The sequence below is a fragment of the Paenibacillus cookii genome (assembly GCF_018333375.1).
GTDB classification, from domain to species: Bacteria; Bacillota; Bacilli; order Paenibacillales; family Paenibacillaceae; genus Paenibacillus_AQ; species Paenibacillus_AQ cookii.
In genome coordinates this window covers 377,397-395,789 of the sequence record NZ_BORW01000001.1, presented here as the reverse complement: position 1 = coordinate 395,789, position 18,393 = coordinate 377,397, and the positions used below count along the sequence as shown (strand labels likewise).

General features: G+C 53.7%; 18 protein-coding genes and 1 other RNA gene. 16 read left to right on the top strand and 3 right to left on the bottom strand.

Annotated elements, in window-relative coordinates; translation table 11 throughout:
- Positions 1-8 precede the first annotated feature (8 nt).
- The 5 genes from rpoD to KI367_RS02005 all read left to right on the top strand — a co-directional run bounded on the left by rpoD (position 9) and on the right by KI367_RS02005 (position 4,368).
- Entirely contained in the window at positions 9-1,145 is a 1,137-nt protein-coding gene (rpoD, locus tag KI367_RS02025) for an RNA polymerase sigma factor RpoD (RefSeq protein WP_212947201.1), read from the top strand.
- A 288-nt stretch (positions 1,146-1,433) separates the two neighbouring features.
- The gene (locus tag KI367_RS02020) at positions 1,434-2,210 is read left to right on the top strand and encodes a tRNA (adenine(22)-N(1))-methyltransferase (RefSeq protein ID WP_036712378.1); all 777 of its coding nucleotides are present in this window, start codon (positions 1,434-1,436) and stop codon (positions 2,208-2,210) included.
- Positions 2,186-3,307: a Nif3-like dinuclear metal center hexameric protein gene (locus KI367_RS02015; protein WP_212947199.1), complete on the top strand. Its 1,122-nt coding sequence runs from the start codon at positions 2,186-2,188 to the stop codon at positions 3,305-3,307. Before KI367_RS02020 ends, KI367_RS02015 begins: the two co-directional genes overlap by 25 nt.
- Before the next feature lie 92 nt (positions 3,308-3,399).
- Positions 3,400-3,810: RNase P RNA component class A (rnpB, locus tag KI367_RS02010), an RNA gene on the top strand.
- A gap of 321 nt (positions 3,811-4,131) precedes the next feature.
- Complete coding sequence (locus KI367_RS02005) at positions 4,132-4,368, top strand: hypothetical protein (RefSeq protein ID WP_036712301.1); 237 nt, start codon at positions 4,132-4,134, stop codon at positions 4,366-4,368.
- A gap of 186 nt (positions 4,369-4,554) precedes the next feature.
- Here KI367_RS02005 and KI367_RS02000 read toward each other — a convergent pair whose 3' ends face one another.
- Positions 4,555-6,444 (bottom strand): S8 family peptidase, encoded by a 1,890-nt coding sequence (locus KI367_RS02000; protein WP_212947195.1) that lies wholly within the window; start codon positions 6,442-6,444, stop codon positions 4,555-4,557.
- A 229-nt stretch (positions 6,445-6,673) separates the two neighbouring features.
- On the opposite strand from KI367_RS02000, the gene KI367_RS01995 reads away from it, so the two are divergent.
- Positions 6,674-7,180, top strand: coding sequence for a YpuI family protein (locus tag KI367_RS01995; protein ID WP_036712295.1), 507 nt, complete (start codon positions 6,674-6,676; stop codon positions 7,178-7,180).
- A gap of 82 nt (positions 7,181-7,262) precedes the next feature.
- On the opposite strand, the gene KI367_RS01990 is transcribed toward KI367_RS01995, so the two are convergent.
- On the bottom strand, positions 7,263-8,222 hold the full coding sequence (locus KI367_RS01990; protein ID WP_212947193.1) for a family 43 glycosylhydrolase: 960 nt from the start codon (positions 8,220-8,222) through the stop codon (positions 7,263-7,265).
- A 236-nt stretch (positions 8,223-8,458) separates the two neighbouring features.
- Here KI367_RS01990 and KI367_RS01985 point away from each other — a divergent pair, with 236 nt between their 5' ends.
- The 5 genes from KI367_RS01985 (at position 8,459) to thiI (ending at position 12,553) form a co-directional block, all read left to right on the top strand.
- Positions 8,459-8,680: a DUF1540 domain-containing protein gene (locus KI367_RS01985; RefSeq protein ID WP_036712290.1), complete on the top strand. Its 222-nt coding sequence runs from the start codon at positions 8,459-8,461 to the stop codon at positions 8,678-8,680.
- Positions 8,681-8,724: 44 nt separating this feature from the next.
- Positions 8,725-9,114, top strand: a complete 390-nt coding sequence (locus KI367_RS01980) for a hypothetical protein (protein WP_036712287.1) — start codon at positions 8,725-8,727, stop codon at positions 9,112-9,114.
- Between the two features lie 203 nt (positions 9,115-9,317).
- Positions 9,318-10,040: a lytic transglycosylase domain-containing protein gene (locus KI367_RS01975; RefSeq protein ID WP_036712285.1), complete on the top strand. Its 723-nt coding sequence runs from the start codon at positions 9,318-9,320 to the stop codon at positions 10,038-10,040.
- Positions 10,041-10,167: 127 nt separating this feature from the next.
- A complete protein-coding gene (locus tag KI367_RS01970) occupies positions 10,168-11,322 on the top strand; it encodes a cysteine desulfurase family protein (RefSeq protein WP_212947191.1) in 1,155 nt (384 codons plus the stop codon).
- A gap of 1 nt (position 11,323) precedes the next feature.
- Positions 11,324-12,553, top strand: coding sequence for a tRNA uracil 4-sulfurtransferase ThiI (thiI, locus tag KI367_RS01965; protein WP_212947189.1), 1,230 nt, complete (start codon positions 11,324-11,326; stop codon positions 12,551-12,553).
- Positions 12,554-12,633: 80 nt separating this feature from the next.
- Here the strand turns inward: thiI and KI367_RS01960 are convergent, their stop codons facing one another.
- Positions 12,634-13,326, bottom strand: coding sequence for a TerC family protein (locus KI367_RS01960; RefSeq protein WP_212947187.1), 693 nt, complete (start codon positions 13,324-13,326; stop codon positions 12,634-12,636).
- A gap of 131 nt (positions 13,327-13,457) precedes the next feature.
- On the opposite strand from KI367_RS01960, the gene KI367_RS01955 reads away from it, so the two are divergent.
- The 5 genes from KI367_RS01955 to KI367_RS01935 all read left to right on the top strand — a co-directional run bounded on the left by KI367_RS01955 (position 13,458) and on the right by KI367_RS01935 (position 18,321).
- Positions 13,458-14,117 carry a TerC family protein gene (locus KI367_RS01955; RefSeq protein ID WP_212947185.1) on the top strand — a complete coding sequence of 220 codons (660 nt, stop codon included), beginning with the start codon at positions 13,458-13,460 and terminating at the stop codon, positions 14,115-14,117.
- A 192-nt stretch (positions 14,118-14,309) separates the two neighbouring features.
- Entirely contained in the window at positions 14,310-14,819 is a 510-nt protein-coding gene (locus KI367_RS01950) for a hypothetical protein (protein WP_036713540.1), read from the top strand.
- A 141-nt stretch (positions 14,820-14,960) separates the two neighbouring features.
- On the top strand, positions 14,961-16,802 hold the full coding sequence (gene typA / locus KI367_RS01945) for a translational GTPase TypA (RefSeq protein ID WP_212947183.1): 1,842 nt from the start codon (positions 14,961-14,963) through the stop codon (positions 16,800-16,802).
- 51 nt (positions 16,803-16,853) lie between these two features.
- On the top strand, positions 16,854-17,150 hold the full coding sequence (locus KI367_RS01940) for a YlaH-like family protein (protein WP_212947181.1): 297 nt from the start codon (positions 16,854-16,856) through the stop codon (positions 17,148-17,150).
- Between the two features lie 94 nt (positions 17,151-17,244).
- Complete coding sequence (locus tag KI367_RS01935) at positions 17,245-18,321, top strand: LCP family protein (protein WP_212947179.1); 1,077 nt, start codon at positions 17,245-17,247, stop codon at positions 18,319-18,321.
- Positions 18,322-18,393: the final 72 nt, after the last annotated feature.

Below are 18,393 nucleotides of genomic sequence, written 5' to 3'. Positions count from 1 at the left end.
GTCGAGTTATGGCGAATGATCAGCATACTGAACTAGAGACAGAGTTTACGCTTGATCAGGTAAAAGACCAGCTGATTGAACAGGGTAAAAAAAGATCTTCTTTGAACTACAAAGACATTATGGAGAAACTCTCTCCATTTGATCAGGACGCTGAACAGATTGACGAATTTTATGAACAGCTCGGCGATCTGGGCATTGAAGTGGTCAACGAAAGTGATGAAGACGACAACCCTCTTCACCATCCGTCCGATGATCACGAGGGCGGAGACAGTGACGATTTCAACTTTGACGACGACCTGTCCTTGCCGCCAGGCATCAAAATCAACGACCCCGTCCGGATGTATCTGAAGGAAATCGGCCGCGTGCCGCTCCTTTCGGCAGACGACGAGGTGGAACTGGCGAAACGGATCATGAACGGGGACGAAGAAGCGAAACGCCGGCTTGCGGAAGCGAACCTGCGTTTGGTGGTCAGCATCGCGAAACGTTACGTCGGCCGCGGCATGCTGTTCCTCGATTTGATTCAGGAAGGCAATATGGGCCTGATCAAAGCGGTCGAGAAGTTCGACCATAATAAAGGATTCAAATTCAGTACGTATGCAACCTGGTGGATCCGTCAGGCGATCACCCGCGCGATTGCGGACCAGGCGAGAACGATCCGGATTCCGGTTCATATGGTGGAAACGATCAATAAGCTGATCCGGGTATCCCGTCAGCTGCTGCAGGAATTGGGGCGCGAACCGACGCCGGAAGAAATCGCGGCCGAAATGGAGCTCAGCGTAGAGAAGGTTCGGGAAATCATGAAAATCGCCCAAGAGCCGGTATCGCTTGAAACGCCGATCGGCGAAGAAGACGATTCGCATCTTGGCGATTTTATCGAGGATCAGGAAGCGCTCGCTCCAGCGGACGCTGCAGCTTACGAGCTTCTGAAGGAACAGCTGGAGGACGTGCTCGATACGTTGACGGAACGCGAGGAAAACGTTCTTCGTCTCCGCTTCGGCCTCGATGACGGCCGGACGAGAACGCTGGAGGAAGTGGGCAAAGTGTTTGGCGTCACGCGCGAACGCATCCGCCAAATCGAAGCCAAGGCGCTGCGCAAACTGCGCCATCCTAGCCGCAGCAAACGGCTGAAAGATTTTCTCGAATAAGTCCATGTTCAGACCTTCTGCCGCATGCGCAGACAGGTCTTTTTTTTCGCCTTTTTGCCGATAAAGGAAAATAGGATTCGCGGTTTTTCTTGCTTTTAGAACTATTTCCTTTATTTGTTGTTTTTATTTTAGCGCTTTTTCCAAGCCAATGCAAATGAGATGACCCGATGACTCTGGGCCATCCCTACTAGAGCCGATCCTTTCGGCTTCGTGCATTTGCAGGATGCGCACGGGTTTGATACGGTATAAAAAGGATATAAAAACCAAAAAAAGATGCGTGGGTGCGATATGAAATTATCAAGAAGACTAGAGACGATCATGAAGCTCATACCAAAGGAATGCGCGCTGGCGGACATCGGTTCGGACCATGCGCTGCTGCCCGTGGCCGCGGTGCAATCCGGGCGGGCCGTCCGGGCCGTGGCCGGAGAAGTGAACGACGGGCCGTTGCAAGCCGCCGCCAAACAAGTGGCGGAAGCCGGCCTTACGGACGTCATTTCGGTCCGCAAGGGCGATGGCTTGGCGGTCATCGAAGCGGGTGAGGCCAACGTCGTGACGATTGCGGGCATGGGGGGCAGCCTGATCGCGAACATTCTGGATCGCGGCGAGGACAAGCTCGAACAAGTCGAACTGTTGATCCTGCAGCCGAACGTCGGCGAGGACATTCTCCGCCGGTGGCTCATGGAACATGGCTGGCTGCTGACGTCCGAATGCATTTTGGAAGAAGACGGGAAGATATATGAAATTTTGACCGCGGTTCCCGAACTTTCGGACCAGCGAATCAGCAATCGCCTTTTATATGAAGACCAGGAATGGCCGAAAAGCGGCGGCGAAGGCACCTTTACGGTGACCCGGGACCTTCTGCTGCGCATGGGGCCTTGGCTGCTCAAGGAGCCGACGCCGGTTTTGATCGACAAATGGAACCAAGAGCTGGATAAGCTGCAGGGCATTTTGGACTCGTTGTCCGTCTCGAAACTGGAATCCGCGGCACTAAAAGCAAAACAGGTGCAGATGGAGATGGATCAGATCAAGGAGGTACTCGCATGTTTGCAAAAGGACAGACCGTAATTCAATATATGGAGCAGCTGGCTCCCAAACATTTGGCTTATCCGGACGACAAGGACCGGATCGGGCTCCAGCTTGGAACGCTGCAGAAAGAAATCCGCACGGTTATGGTCGCGCTGGACGTCAACGAAGAGGTCGTCGATGAGGCGATCCAAGCGGGGGCCGATTTGATCATTGCCCACCATGCGATCATTTTCCGTCCTTTAAGGCATATTCAAACCGATTCTCCCGCAGGGAAAGTATATGAGCGGCTCATCAAGCATGATATAGCCGTATACATCGCGCATACCAATCTAGACAACGCCGAATGGGGCATGAACGATTGGATGGCGGAAGCGCTTGGCATCCAAAACCCCGTGCCTGTCGACGAAACCCAGCGGGAACAGCTGTACAAGCTGGTCGTGTTCGTGCCGGCGACCCATGCCGACCAGGTCCGTGAGGCGGTGCTGAATGCAGGTGCCGGATCGATCGGGAACTACAGCCACTGCAGCTTTAACGTCGACGGTACCGGAACCTTTTTGCCGCAGGAGGGTACGAACCCCTTCCTTGGTTCCGCCGGCAACATGGAGCAGGCCGCGGAAGTGCGGATCGAGACGATCGTGCCGCACGGCATCCGCGGCAGCGTCATTCAGGCGATGCTTAAAGCGCATCCTTACGAAGAGGTCGCTTACGACGTGTACCCGCTTGATTTGAAAGGGAAGGCATACGGTCTTGGCCGAACCGGGAAGCTGGAGTCGGAGATGACGCTGGCCGCGTTTGCGCAGGTCGTCAAGGAAAAGCTGGACGTGCCTCATGTCCGCGTTGTCGGCGATCCCGACCGGATCGTCAAAAAGGCGGCCGTTATCGGCGGATCGGGCAGCAGATATTACCAGGCGGCCCGTTTCCGCGGGGCCGACGTGCTCGTCACGGGCGACGTCGACTACCATACGGCGCAGGATGCATTGGCTGCCGGGATCGCTTTGATCGATCCGGGGCACAATGCCGAAAAAATCATGAAGGCAAAGGTTGCGGATTGGCTGCAGGAGCAGCTGGGCAAACATCGGTACGACACGAAAGTGATCGCGTCGGCCGTCAATACCGAGCCGTTCCGCTTCATGTGAATTCGCATCCAGGCGAAATCCTCCAATGCTTCCAGACAGTTGAGGATTGAAACGAATTCGAATTCCTAGTATACTATAATATAGTTGTCCGGAAAGTTTGACAGACAATCGCTGGCGGCGCGTAAGGCGCCGCGAGAGGAAAGTCCGGGCTCCATAGGGCAGGGTGCTGGATAACGTCCAGTCAGCGCGAGTTGAAGGATAGTGCCACAGAAATGGACCGCCGATGGCCGCTCATCCGAGCGGATCAGGCAAGGGTGGAACCGAGGTGTAAGAGACCCCGAGGAACGCTGGTGACATCGTTCCTGGTAAACCCCACCTGGAGCAAGACCTAATGGAACGCAGCTTCTTACTGAAGCAGCCTTTGCCCGAGGCGCGTTCGGGTTGGTCGCTTGAGCCAATCAGCAATGGTTGGCCTAGATAGATGATTGTCGCTTATCTGCGGGAGGGTAGTTCCCGTCCGTACCGCAACGAGCACAGAACCCGGCTTACGTAAAACTTTCCAAACTGCAACAACTGTATCATTCATTTGAACTCGTTTGAAGGCGGCATGTCCGGTTGTACCGGAATGCCGCCTTTTTATGTCCGATGGAATTTTGCAACATTCTGATTTATAACCATTTATCATTTTCGTACCCCCGCGGGGAGCCTGAGTCGGCTAGGAAGCCAAGGGCCCCATTGCGGCGGGTTTTTTATGCTGCTTTCTTTTCCGGGTCTGAAAGACGAGCCTGATTTAGTCAAACACCTCGTAAACAAGGGCATTAGTACAAACAGAGGCGAATCAACCATAATAAACTGTACTAAATCACGAAAGGAGCTGCTTATCCATGTATAACAACTGCTTCCACTGTCCGCCAACGGACCCGGTTTATACAGATCCATCCGTCGTTTACCAGGATTATTATTATCCTCAAATCGTTCCTGTCGTCCACACGGTTCAAATCGTGAAAAGACATCATTGCGTACCCGTACCCAAGCATATTTGCAATTATGTCGTGAAAGACGAATATACGGGCCCTGTGACGACAAGCATGAAACGCAATTCTCGGGGCGGCAGACGTTAACCCCGCACTCCGCATTCGATGGGCTGACCTGGCAAACGGCCGGGCTTGACTTCAAGTTTTGCCACCCGAAACATCGATTTGGTCCGAATAAGATATGAACAAAAAAAGCAATCCGCCGTGAAGGGCTGATTGCTTTTTTTTGAAAGCCGTATAGGCGCATGCGGATTCCGTAACCCGCTTCCAAGCTTACGGGCTCGGTTGAACGACCGACTCCATCTTTTTTTGAACATGCTGCGGCCAGAACTGGAGCGGCGCTTCCGTCGTTCCTGCGGCTTGCAGCGCTTTATAGATGTCGATCAATCCGTAGCCGTAATATTTATCTTTTCCTTTGGGTCCAAGATCCACGGTGCTGCTGCGCATGATGTCCATCACCTGTTTGTTGGTGAGGTCCGGATTCTGGGAACGGATTAAGGCGGCCATGGCAGCGACATGCGGGCTTGCCATCGAAGTTCCCGACAAGGCCGCATACTGGTTCCCCGGATAGGTGCTGGCAATGCTGGTTCCGGGGGCCGCCACATCGATGTAATCCCCGTAGTTCGAGTACGATGCGCGCTTCAGGTTGGAGTCGGTCGCCGCAACGGCGAGCACTTCCGGATAAGCTGCCGGATAGCCCGGACGTTCCGTATTGTCGTTTCCGGAGGCGGCGACGAGCACGACGTCCTTATCGAAGGCGTATTTGACGGCATCGTGCAGAAACTGCGAATCCGCGTAGTTCCCCAGGCTCATGTTGATGACCTTAGCGCCGTTGTCGGCCGCCCAGATGATGCCTTCGGCAACCGAATAGGTCGTGCCTGAACCCGATTTGTCGAGCGCTTTGACCGGAAGCATTTTGTTGTACCAGCTGATGCCTGCAACGCCTTCGTTATTGTTGACCAGCGCGCCGATGATGCCCGAGACATGCGTTCCGTGGCCGACGTCGTCCATCGGGTCGGATGCCGGGTCAATCACGTTGTATCCGGTCATCAGCTGGCCCTGCAGGTCGGGGTGATCCAAATCGACGCCGGTATCCACGATCCCCACGATCACGTCGCTGCTGCCGCGGGACAGATCCCAGGCCTGGTTCGTTTCGATGGCGGGCAGGTTCCATTGGTATTTTGCGAACAGCAGGTCGTTCGGCACGTTGGGCAGGCTGCTTGTTTTCTCCTTGATTTTGTCGTTGGTCATGTACAAATAGTGGGGTTCGACATATAACGGATTCCAGTTTTTCAAAAAGTACGATTTGAGCTGGCTGTAGTCCATCCCGCTGGCATGGAACACATAAGCGTAACCCAGTTTGCGCGAGGATTCCGCGCGAAGCTCACCCATGATACGGTTCATCTCTTGCCGGGTAGGATCCTGGCGGAAACGAACGACGATTTCGTTTTCATAAAAATGGCTCGCTTTTTCGTTGTCGTGCCCCGTACGGACGGTAATGTCCCGCAGCGTATCGGCATGAACCGATTCCACCTTGTATTTTCCCTCTTTCGGGTACGGGATGAGCCGCAGGTTTTTTTTCTGGTGGTTTGCCACTTCGGTCAATATTTTTTGGTTCATCAGGGCGATCACGCCTTGCTTCGGCTTGTTCTTGGAGGGTTCGGCGATCACGAAATATTGTTTTCCGTCCAGTTTGAAGGAAGGCGATTCGTAGGAACGCTGCTGATGGATGCTGCTTTCGGCCTTGCTCAAATATCCCTTCAGCGTTTTCCTGTCATCGGCGCTCCAGTCGTTTTTGGCGGCGTCGTATACGCGCTGTTTGCCGTGTTTGGCTTCCTGCCATATAATCATGGTAAAATGATCATGCGATTTCTGCAGCTTTCGGATATCGTCCGTAATTTGCGCCGGACCCGCATCGCCGAGTCTTTCGATCATCGAAACCAAATGCTGCTTGGCATCCAGGCGGGTTAACCGGTCCGTTGAATCGATGTCTTGCGCCATCAAGCTATGCTTGGACATATGTTCCTGCTTCGGGTTCGGTACGACCGGCTCCGAAGCCTGCTTGCGGGTATGGGTATCGGCGGAATGGGGCACCTGCATCACGAGAAGCAGCGCTGCGGCCGCTGCGGCAATGCCGATGCCCGCCCAAGTGCGACGGGACATAAGATAAACCTCCTGAAAATGAAATTACCTTTATCGTGAGGAAAGAAGGGGCATTTTATTCTTGCGTTCAGGGTAGGCTGTTTTTGTCCGGGCGTTTCCTTCAAAAGGGATACCGCTTTACCATAATTTGTGTTAGGATAGTACATGGAAAAATGATGCTGTAAAGCGGTTTATTTGTATGATGCCAGTATTTGGACTGAAGGAACCATTAAGGGGGAGCAAATTAGCGATGTCAGCAGGTAATGTTCAAAAGTTGTGTGAGACGACGAAGGAGAAGCTGAAGTATGCGATCGAAAAGCTGGAGGTATTTCTGAACGAACATTCGCTTCCGCAGCTGGCCGCAGACGCCAACGAGGAAACGGTTCATTTTTACAAAGGGTTTTTGTCGGATTTGCGCCATCTGCTCGTATTTTGCGAGGTTTCTTCGGAGAAGCTTGGGGTCGCGCTGCGCCGCGCCAATTTCGACGCCGAATTCGCTGAGAAAGCTCTCTATAACGTATATCACCACTGCGTGAATAACTTTTTTTACCCGAAAAGCGAAAGCTATTCCGAGGATGGCCGCTACGCTTACACCGGGCAAGACGCGATCCGTTTCCGCGTGAAACCTGTGCGTCCGGTGCGGGACATTATTCTGGACATTACGAAAGTGTTCGAAGACCTTAGAGACGACCTTACCTATTATGAAAGCGACTATTTGACGGAGCGCAGAATGCAAAACCAGCGTTCCCATGCATAAAACCGCCAATCGAGTGCGAACATGCAAAAGCGAGCCCGGGGAATTCCGAGACTCGCTTTTTTGTATGCCCGACGCTAAGTGCTCAATTATAATACGGCCAGCCGTCCGCATCCCAGTACAAATCGCTGATGAGCAGCTTCGGCGCCCCGTTCTCCGCCGCGCTGTACGCATGCCGGGCGATGACGTTCGTGCCGTTCACGTCTTGTCCACCGGGCCCGATCCAAGCGACGTTGCCGCTGTCGATGACGGTAGCCCCGCCGTTTTTCATATCGACCCCGTTTTTGTCGTAGAACGGTCCAAGCACGCTTTTGGAACGGCCGACCGCCACTTTGTAAGTGCTGTCAAGGCCGGAGCAGCATTTTCCGATCGATACGAACAAGTAATAATAGCCCGTATCGCGGTTGTATACGAGATTCGGCGCTTCGATCCCTCCCGATTTGGTGGCGATCCGGTAGGAATTGCCCGTCGGTTTCATCGTATCCTTATTGATGGCCGTGATGTAAATTCCGTTGCTCCAGGAGCCGAATACCATCCATAGGTTTCCTTTTTCGTCCTGCGTCACGTTGGGGTCGATCGCATTGTAACTGGAAGCGTCATTCGAATACATGACGAGTCCCTGGTCTTTCCATATCCCCCCGGAAATCGAATTTGTCGTGACGAGGCCGATGGCGGATACTTTGGAACCGAACGTGGAGATCGCATAGTACAAATAATACGTCCCGTTGTAATAAAAAATGTCGGGCGCCCAAACGTCCAATCCCGCTTGATTCGGCACATAATTGCTCCACCAGGCCGGCTTTTCCTTGAAGATCGGGAGCGAGCGCTGATAGTTTTTCCCGTCGGTGGAGTAGAGGACCTGAATGCCTGATCCGGTACTGAAAACCCAGTGGGTTCCCGTGCCGTTCTCCACGATGTAGGCCGGGTCGTGAACGTTGGTGTCCCCCGTCAAATTCCAGGTTGAAGCGCTTACAGGAACGATCGTTTGAAGAAGAAGCATGGCAGACAATAACAGAGAGGCAATGATTTTTTTCTTTTTCGGCATGTTGGCAAGACTCCTTTCCGTTTTTAGATACTTTACTAAAATATAAAATGATTTAATCTTTATTGAAATTTACATCAAATTGGAAACGCTGTCAACGAGAAAATGAAGTTCCGTCTTTCCTTGCCATACATGCCCCGGCCATCCTTGATTTATATACTCCGGCCAGCAACTGACAAGGGCTTTGCGGTATATATGACCGTTCGCAAGGAGACAATGGTAGGTGAGGTGACCTAAACATGAATGATCCAAGAACCATTGTCCGATGCAGCGTCAGCAACTGCAGTTATTGGGGCGAGCAAAACGTCTGCAAAGCCGAACAGATTCTGATTGAAATCGACAAACATGCTTCCGCGAAGTACAGCGAAGAGTTCGGGCACGAGCATTTCGCCGAGCATAAGGACTATGCTCCGAATTCTTCCGCTACCTGCTGCCTGACGTTCAAACCGAAATCATCTTAACCGCAGTCCGCATTTTCACCAACCAGTTGCAGGGAGGTATTCCGATGGACGATTTACGCCAACATGAAGAGCAAGAGCAGCCGCAAAAGGAACAAGAGCTTGAGCCGAAACGGGAACGCCAGGATTTTCCGCGCCGCGACAACCACCGGGAGGAATATGCCGCCGAAGTTGCGCCGCCGAAGTCAACCCGTTACGAAATCGACGAGAGCACCGATGGGGAGCAGGAAGATACTTGGGGCAGAACAGCCGGCTACATCAGCGTAGCTTGCGGCGTCGTATCCCTGTTTATGTGGTCCATCGTTCTCGGACCGATTGCCGCGGCAACCGGCTTCTACGCTTACTCCAAAGGAAAAAAAGCGTGGGGAGCCTGGGGCATGGGGCTTGGGATTTTGGCTACGATCAGCTATTTTGTCCTTATTCCGTACGCAAGATAATTTGCCGGCCAAGACCGAAGGCGTCCTTCCTGCTGCAAGCAGCAGAGGGGCGCTTTTTTATGGATGTTGATCCGTTTTCGGATGGAAGAAGGAGAATTGTCAAAATACATAATATTTCGCGGAAATATGGCGTACATCGCCGGTAGCATGATAAAATAACGTAAAGCACTCCATTACATTGATGAAAATGAGGTTATGTTAGCATGCAGATCGATTCGGCAACCGCGAAGCAGCCGTCTTCGCTTCAGGATACCAGCCGTATTCAAAATCGGGACGAGCTTATCCAAGAGATTCTGCAGAGCGGGAGCGGCTCCGGTTTTGACGTCATGTTGAAGCAATACGTGCAGTCGTCTATAGATGGTACATCAAGCAGTGATGCGTCGGTTCACCCCAAGGCGCCCGGCGTGACGTACAGCGACGGATTGTTGTGGCAGCAGCTAAGCCCGTCGGCAAACGCGGAGGCCTCGGACATCCGCCCGGAAAGCCGGCATGCCGTGCAAAAGTCGGGCCCGACGGCCTATGACGACCTGATCCGGGAGGCCAGCCGCAAATACGGCGTCGATGAAGCTTTGATCAAAGCGGTGATCGACACCGAGTCTTCTTTTAATCCGAACGTCGTGTCGTCGGCCGGGGCGAAGGGTCTGATGCAGCTGATGGACGGAACCGCCGCCGGACTCGGCGTCACCGATCCGTTCGATCCCGCCCAAAACATCGATGCGGGCACGCGTTATCTTTCTTATCAGATCAAGCGGTTCGACGGACAGGTGAACATGGCATTGGCCGCATACAACGCCGGGCCGAACCGGCTCGCCAAGCTCGGGGTATCGACCGATGCGCAGCTGATGGACAAACTTGACATGCTTCCGCTGGAGACGAGAAAATATATCCGCAAGGTTGCGGATGCGCGCTTAAAATACGAAGCATAAAACGATAGGCAAACTCAATACGGGATCAAACGGGGGAAAACGGGTTACGGACTTCATTTGGCAAAACGAACCTTCCGTTTGATCTCTTTATATTGTCCGGAAAATACGCATGGGAGGGTGAGTGAACATGGTATATTGGGATCATGCGGCCAGCACGCCGCCATATGACGAGGTCATCCAAACGATGGCCGAGGTCATGAAAAAACATTACGGCAACCCATCCTCCATCCACCGCATGGGGGAAGACGCGGCGAAGCTGATCAAAAGGGCGCGGGAGGTATGCGCGGCGTCCCTCGGCGTGAAACCATCCGAAATCGTTTGGACCTCGGGCGCGACCGAAGGCAACAACATGGCCATCAAAGGGGCGGCGATGCAATACGCGGGCCGCGGCAAACATATCGTCACGACGTCCATCGAGCATCCTTCCGTTTACGACAGCTGCCTTGCGCTGGAGCGTCAGGGATTCGAGGTGACGTTTTTGCCCGTCGACGGCAAGGGAAGGGTCGATCCGGCCGAGGTTGCGTCCGCGGTCAGGAAGGACACGATCCTGGTCAGCGTCATGCATGTGAACAACGAAACGGGAGCCGTTCAACCGCTTGAGGAGATCGGGCGGGCGGTAAAAGAAGCCAACCCTTTGACGGTGTTCCATATCGACGGGGTGCAAGGATTCGGGAAGCTGCCGGTACGGTTGGAGGCGTGGAGAGCCGATCTTTATACGTTATCGGCCCACAAAATCCGCGGTCCGAAAGGAACGGGCATCCTGTACAAGCGGGAAGGGATTTCCCTTCATCCGCTTTTGACGGGAGGTAAACAGGAATCGGGCATGCGGGCCGGGACCGAAAATATCCCCGGCATCGTGGCGACGGCGAAGGCGATGCGGATGGCCTCCGAGCAAACCGAGACGTTTATGGCGCGGGTCGGGGCGTTGCGGGACGAGCTTATGGCTTGGATCCGCACCCAGCCCTGCCTTGAGCTGAACAGCTTCGAGGAAGGGGCTCCGCATATCGTCAATATGTCTTTTCCGGGGATGAAAGGCGAAGTGCTGCTTCACTCGCTGGAGGAGCACGGGGCGCTCGTTTCGACCAAATCCGCCTGCTCGTCGAAAACGGCAGAGCCCAGCAAGGTGCTGCTGGCGATGGGGCGGAGCGCGGATGCCGCTTCGAGCGCCGTCCGGATCAGCATGGGATTGACCAATACGCATGAGGAGCTGCAGCAGCTGATCCGCGCGTTAAGCGATGCGGTAAACCGGCTGCAGCCGTTAAGACAGGAAGGAATGAATTAATTTGAAATACGATATGCTGCTTCTCCGTTTCGGAGAGCTTACGTTAAAAGGAAGAAACCGGAACCGTTTTGAAAATACGGTGTTAAAGCACGTCAAATCGGTGCTTCGCCCGTTTCCGGCCGCAACGATCCAAAAGGAATACGGCAGATTGTACATCGTGATCAACGGCGAGGACTCGGAGTCGATGATCAAGGAGCTGAAAAAAGTGTTCGGCCTTTATTCGGTCAGCCCGGTTATCGTCTGTCCGTCGGAGCTGGACGCCATCGTCGAGACAAGCACCTCCTTTTTGAAGCAAATGCCGCTGAAAGACGGCACGACCTTCAAGGTTTCGGCCCGGCGGGTATGGAAAAAGTTTCCCTACTCCTCGCATGAAATGAACCATTTGGTGGGAGCTCCGCTGCTTCAGGAATTCGAACAGCTCAAAATCAGCATGAAGGATCCCGAATTGGAGCTGCGGATAGAAATCCGCGAGACCGGCACGTATATTTTCTGCGAAGTGATTCCCGCGGCCGGCGGCTTTCCGCGCGGAAGCAACGGCAAAGCCATGCTGCTGCTTTCCGGGGGCATCGACAGCCCCGTCGCCGGTTATTCCGCGATGCGCCGCGGCTTGGAAGTGGAGGCCGTCCATTTCTACAGCTATCCTTTCACGAGCCGGAAGGCCAAAGAAAAAGTGATGGAGCTCGCCAAGGTGCTTTCGGGCTACTCGGGCCGAATCAAAATCCATCTCGTTCCGTTTACCGAAATCCAGACCTCTTTTACGACCGTCGGCCAGGATAATTTGATCATAACGCTGATGCGACGCTCCATGTTGCGGATCGCCACCATGCTGGCAGAACGAGAAGGCGCGCTTGCGATCGTGACCGGCGACAGCCTCGGACAGGTTGCGAGCCAGACGCTGCCGAGCATGAACGTCATCGGCCGCGCGACGGAGCTTCCGCTCTTGCGTCCGCTGGTCACGATGGACAAAAACGAAATCATGGACATCGCCAAGCAAATCGGCACGTATGATCTTTCCATCCTGCCGTATGAAGACTGCTGCACGCTTTTTGTGCCGAAGTCTCCGACGACCAACCCGAACCTGCACGTGGTCGAAAGGATCGAGGCTTCGCTGGAGAATCTGCCGACCATGCTGGAGGATGCGGTACGGCGCACCGAATCGGTCGTGCTGACGCCAAGGTCGGTCATTGAAACGGACCGCGACGAGGAAACCATCCAGGAAGATTGGTTTTAAGCTTCCTATATGCCAAAAGCCGCCCCGGGCGTATGCCTGGGACGGCTTTTTTGCGTCAAACGCGGCTTGCTTTCGCGTACTCAACCGAATGAATTTTCGTTTTTCTTTTTCCGCTGGTCCGACCGTTTTTTCAAAAATCCGGCTGTCAGCACGCCGATAATGACGACCGCCATAAATGCGATCCGGATCGCCGGATGGTCTTCGAAGAAGGGATGGATCCGTTTTTCTTCCGTGATCATTTTGGACGCGGTAAACCCTAACACGGCCGATCCCAGATAGATGATCCAGGTGAAACGTTCGATCAATTTGATGAACAGCGTGCTGCCCCATACGACGATCGGCACGCTGACCAGCAGGCCGAGGATGACGAGCACGATATTTTGGTCAGCTGCACCGGCAACCGCGATGACGTTGTCCAGTCCCATCGCCGCATCCGCCACGATGATCGTCCGTATCGCTCCCCACAGCGTGCGCCCCGCTTTAATATCGGTGTGGTCGTCATCGTCCACCAGCAGCTTGTAGGCGATGCCGATCAGCAGGATGCCGCCGACCAGAAGCAGCCACGGGATTTTGAGCAGCCACACGACCACGATGGTCGCGACGATTCGAAGAAGGACAGCGCCTCCGGTTCCATAAAAAATAGCCTTTTTCTGCGTCGAGGACGGCAGGTTCCTCGCAGCCAGGCCAATGACGATGGCGTTATCGCCAGCTAAAATGAGATCCAAAAACACGATATTGACCAATTTGGCCAAAAAAGGCAGTACAGCTTCCACATCGGGTCACTCCTCGTCATGACTGTAAACGGAGCCTGATAAATCGGATTCATTATAGGATAATTTTTGAACGATAGTCAAGCATAGCTTGGACGCCGAAGGCATAGGAGTAAGTGTGGGGGTGTTGACCGTTGGATTCGATATGGCTGCTTGTCCAAATCCTGATGATCAATTTGGTGCTAAGCGGGGATAACGCCGTCGTCATTGCGCTGGCGAGCAAAAATTTGCCGCCGCGGCAGCGGAAGCAGGCGGTATGGTGGGGCGCGCTCGGCGCGGTCGCCCTCAGATGCGTCCTGACGTTCGTCGCCGTCCTTCTGCTGAAGATTCCGTTCGTTCAGGCAGGAGGAGGCGCGCTTTTGTTCTGGATCGCGTACAAGCTCCTTGCAGACGACAAAGAGGACGTACGGATGGGCGACTCCGCATCGATGTGGAAGGCGGTGCGCAGCATTTTGGCCGCGGATTTCATCATGAGCCTCGATAACGTGCTGGCTCTGGCGGGCGTGGCCAACGGTGATTTGGCCCTGCTCGTCATCGGGATCGCGATCAGCATTCCGATCGTCGTTTTCGGGAGCAATTTGATCGTCGGGATGCTGCACCGTTATCCCGTGCTCGTTTATTTAGGGGCGGGCATCCTGGGCTACACCGCCGGAGAGATGCTGCTGCAGGACTCCCGGACGGGAATGCTGCTTTCGTCCCTCATGCCCGAGCTGCACAAGCTGGTACCCGCGCTGCTGACGGCGCTGATCATAGCCGCCGGAGGGTTCCGGAGGCTGTCGCTCCGCCGTTCATAGCTTACCCGCAAAAGCCGGTTCATACCGGCTTTTTTTGTTTGAGGATTTTTACAATTTCCATCACTTCGGCTGTAAAAAATTTACGGGACGAATATGGTTTTTTCGTTCTATTTCAGATAAACTAATGGTGAAAAGATGTCGTTTGCTGCAGAAACGAAACGCAAAGGTACAGGAGAAAAGAGGGTGGAGAAAATGTCCTCCAAAAACGATGTAAGGCTTGGGCTGTTTATCGTGATTGCCGGGGTTGTCATTTTGTTGGGGAAATTGGGCGTGTTCGGTTTTTTGGGACGCACCTTATGGCCGTTTGCGATCATCATCGTCGGCTTGCTGCTTCATCTGCTGTTTTTCGGCAAAAGGGCGCGGGCGTACGTGCTGATTCCGGGCGGCGCGCTGGTCGTATACGGTTTGCTGTTCGCCATTTGCAATTTTTGGGGGTTCGACCTGCTGTCGTATCTTTGGCCGATGTTTTTGCTCGGCATTGCCGTGGGCGTGTACGAATACCATATGTTCGAGTCGCCCAAACCGGAGGGCGTCCTGCTGATCGCGCTGTTTCTCGGCGTCGTGTCCTTGGTGCTGCTTTTCTTTACTTTGCTGCATACCGGGGCGATTTACGTGCTGGCCGTCCTGCTCATCGCGCTGGGCATATGGTTCATTTCGGGCAAAGGGAGATCCCGCGGCAACAAGTGGAACCGGGGCTGGTAGTAAATACAAAAAGCTTGTTTTTTTCTGAAATTTCACTATAATATAAGGGATATGTTGAAGCGTCGGCATTACCGCCCGGCGCTTCTTTTGGTGAAAGACATTCCGCATTGATTTGAAAGGGAAAGGATCTGGATAAACGTCATGCATTCAAGAGATAAAATCCGCAACATTGCAATTATTGCCCACGTTGACCATGGTAAAACGACGCTGGTAGACCAGCTTCTGCAGCAATCCGGCATTTTCGGGGAGCACGAGCATTTGCAGGAGCGGGCTATGGACTCCAACGATTTGGAGAGGGAACGCGGGATTACCATTTTGGCCAAAAACACGGCGATTACGTATAAAGATTATTTGATTAACATTGTCGATACCCCGGGACACGCCGACTTCGGCGGCGAAGTGGAACGGATCATGAAAATGGTCGACGGCGTGCTTTTGGTGGTTGACGCCTATGAAGGCTGCATGCCTCAGACCAAATTCGTGCTTCGCAAAGCGCTTGAGCAAAACCTGACCCCGATCGTCGTCGTCAACAAAATCGACCGTCCGGCAGCGCGCCCGGCGGAAGTGATCGACGAAGTGCTCGATCTGTTCATCGAACTCGAAGCCAACGACGATCAGCTTAATTTCCCCGTAGTGTACGCTTCCGCCCTGAACGGCACATCAAGCATGGATGCAGAAAAGCAGGATGAAAACATGCTTGCCTTGTACGAAACGATCATCGACCATATTCCGGCTCCGACCGAAAAAGTGGATGAGCCGCTGCAATTTCTCGTGACTTTGATGGACTACAACGAATATCTCGGCCGCATCGCGATCGGACGCGTCAACCGCGGCATCATCAAGCAAGGACAATCCGTGACGGTCATTATGCGCGACGGCAAAAGCAAGACGGCCCGCATCGAGAAGCTGTTCGGCTTCCAGGGCTTGAAAAGGATCGAAATCGAAGAAGCCGGAGGCGGGGACATCGTGGCCATCGCCGGCATCAAAGACATCAACATCGGCGAAACGATTGCCGACCCGCAGCATCCGGAAGCATTGCCGGTGCTTAAAATCGACGAGCCGACGCTGCAAATGACGTTCCTCGTCAACAACAGCCCGTTCGCGGGACGCGAAGGCAAATGGGTCACCTCCCGCAAACTGCGCGAACGTCTGATGAAGGAGCTTGAAACGGACGTCAGCCTGCGCGTGGAAGAAACCGACAGCCCGGATGCGTTCATCGTTTCCGGACGCGGCGAGCTTCACCTCGGCATCTTGATCGAAAACATGCGCCGCGAAGGATACGAGCTGCAGGTATCCAAACCGGAAGTCATCGTGCGCGAAATCGACGGCAAAAAGATGGAGCCGATCGAACGCCTCATGATCGACGTGCCTGAAGAAAGCATGGGCGCGGTCATGGAAAGCCTCGGTTCCCGCAAAGCGGAAATGGTGAACATGGTCAATAGCGGAAACGGACAGGTGCGTTTGGAATTCCTGATCCCTGCCCGCGGCCTGATCGGCTACCGCACCCATTTCCTGACGCTGACGCGCGGATACGGCGTGATGAACCACGCATTCGACAGCTACGGACCTCTGCACAGCGGCCAGGTCGGCGGACGCCACCAAGGCGTGCTCGTATCCAGCGAGACCGGGACAAGCACGTTCTACGGCATGATGAGCGTCGAGGACCGCGGCATCCTGTTCCTGGAGCCGGGCACCGAAATTTACGAAGGCATGATCGTCGGCGAACATAACCGCGATAACGATATCGTCGTCAACATCTGCAAGGAGAAACAGCTCACAAACGTGCGCTCGGCGACAAAAGATGATACAGTAAAAATGAAGACGCCGCGCATTTTCTCGCTAGAGCAGGCGCTGGAGTACCTGAACGACGACGAGTATTGCGAAATTACGCCGAAGTCGGTCCGTCTCCGCAAGAAAATTTTGAACAAAAGCGAACGCGAACGTGCCGAGAAGCATCGCAAAATGGCCGACGCCAATCTGTAATGAACGAATGGGCCGGTCCGCCGGCCCGTTGCCGAAAGGAGTGTACCGCACATGCAAGCCTGGTTTGCATCGCATCCAGTCGTGTCTTACATTATCATTTTCGTGTTGATTACGTACGTCTACAATAAAGTGTTCCGCGTCAAGCAGAAGCTTCCCCTGCTGAAGGAAATATTGCTGTATATCCTGATGGCGCTCGGATCGGGGATGCTGCTCATCTTCCAGCATGACAAGCTTCCGATCATCCAGTGCCTGCTTGTTGCGGTAGCCCTGATGCTTCTGGTGCGCGTCCGGTATTTCGTGGAAGGCCGCCAGAAAAAGAAGGCGGAGGCAGCAGCAAAAAGAGGTTAATCCGCTGCAACCCTTGCGGCTCTTTTGAAACTTTTTTCGCGGCGTCGTCGTTTATAGAGAGAATAACTCAAAATAAATGAAAAAGGTGTTTGAGATGAGTCCCAGCAATAATCATTTACCTCCACGATCTCAAAGTGGCAGCAGACAGAGCAAACAGCCGCCTAAAAAGAGAAAAAAGAAAAGCGGATTAAGAACATTTTTGAAATTGGTGTTGAGCGTGGTCATTTTGGCCGTGCTATCCGTAGGCGGTTACGCCGGTTACCTGTATTTCGAAGCCGAAAACGGCGTGCTCAACACCGGAAACAACAATCCGGTTCCGCCCGAAAAGTCGGCTAAAGTGAAGCCGGTGACGATGCTGCTGCTCGGCACGGATTACCGTCCGAAAACAGGCACGCATCTGTCCGACGTCATCATGGTGACCGCGTTTAATCCGGATACCAAAACGGTAACGGTCGTTTCGCTCCCGCGCGACACGAAGATCGAGCTTAAAGGCTATAAGTCGAATAAGGCGAACGCCTATTATCCGATTTTCCTGTCGAAGGAGAAGGAATCCGGCGTCAAAGCGACAGACGAAATGAAAACGATGATGAGCAAGTATATGGACATTCCGATCGACTACGTGACGGTTTTGAATTTCCAAGGGTTCCGGGATGCCGTGGACGCTTTGGGCGGCGTGGACATCAACGTCGATGCCGACATGTGTTACCGCGACACCGCCGACGGCACGAATATTAACCTGAAAAAAGGCGAGCAGAAGCTTGACGGGACGAAAGCGCTGGATTACGTGCGTTACCGCAAATCCAACTGCCGTCCGAAGACGAAAGCTTCCGACGATTTTGACCGCAACCGCAGGCAAAACGAAGTGCTGCACGCGCTGATCGACAAAATGCAAACCTTCAAGGGCGTAACGAGCCTGGGCGGAGTTCTGAAAGCCATGGACAAAAACATGGAAACCGACATCGAAAACGATCAGCTTAAAAACATGATCGCCACCTACTGGAAGGTGAATAAGGAAGACGTCAAGTTCATGCCGATTACGGGCACGTGGAGAAGTCCTTACGTTTACGTGAACGACGAGGAGCTTGACAAAGCAAAACAGGCGCTGAAAGACGAAATGGCGGGGAAAGGCAAACTTGTCCAGGCGGACGGCGCCGAAAACGCGAATCCCTAAAACTTGGGTGCAATATTTGCGAAGCCACCTAATATAATAGAGTACACTGGAACCTGTACAGGAGGTCGGTAA

Coding starts and splice junctions, on each gene's coding strand:
- KI367_RS01990 (WP_212947193.1), bottom strand. CDS start 8,222: ATGCCGAAAAAGAAAAAAATCATTGCCTCTCTGTTATTGTCTGCCATG.
- KI367_RS01950 (WP_036713540.1), top strand. CDS start 14,310: ATGTCCTCCAAAAACGATGTAAGGCTTGGGCTGTTTATCGTGATTGCC.
- KI367_RS02020 (WP_036712378.1), top strand. CDS start 1,434: ATGAAATTATCAAGAAGACTAGAGACGATCATGAAGCTCATACCAAAG.
- KI367_RS01995 (WP_036712295.1), top strand. CDS start 6,674: ATGTCAGCAGGTAATGTTCAAAAGTTGTGTGAGACGACGAAGGAGAAG.
- KI367_RS01935 (WP_212947179.1), top strand. CDS start 17,245: ATGAGTCCCAGCAATAATCATTTACCTCCACGATCTCAAAGTGGCAGC.
- typA (WP_212947183.1), top strand. CDS start 14,961: ATGCATTCAAGAGATAAAATCCGCAACATTGCAATTATTGCCCACGTT.
- KI367_RS01985 (WP_036712290.1), top strand. CDS start 8,459: ATGAATGATCCAAGAACCATTGTCCGATGCAGCGTCAGCAACTGCAGT.
- KI367_RS01980 (WP_036712287.1), top strand. CDS start 8,725: ATGGACGATTTACGCCAACATGAAGAGCAAGAGCAGCCGCAAAAGGAA.
- KI367_RS01975 (WP_036712285.1), top strand. CDS start 9,318: ATGCAGATCGATTCGGCAACCGCGAAGCAGCCGTCTTCGCTTCAGGAT.
- KI367_RS01940 (WP_212947181.1), top strand. CDS start 16,854: ATGCAAGCCTGGTTTGCATCGCATCCAGTCGTGTCTTACATTATCATT.
- KI367_RS02000 (WP_212947195.1), bottom strand. CDS start 6,444: ATGTCCCGTCGCACTTGGGCGGGCATCGGCATTGCCGCAGCGGCCGCA.
- KI367_RS01970 (WP_212947191.1), top strand. CDS start 10,168: ATGGTATATTGGGATCATGCGGCCAGCACGCCGCCATATGACGAGGTC.
- KI367_RS02005 (WP_036712301.1), top strand. CDS start 4,132: ATGTATAACAACTGCTTCCACTGTCCGCCAACGGACCCGGTTTATACA.
- KI367_RS02015 (WP_212947199.1), top strand. CDS start 2,186: ATGTTTGCAAAAGGACAGACCGTAATTCAATATATGGAGCAGCTGGCT.
- rpoD (WP_212947201.1), top strand. CDS start 9: ATGGCGAATGATCAGCATACTGAACTAGAGACAGAGTTTACGCTTGAT.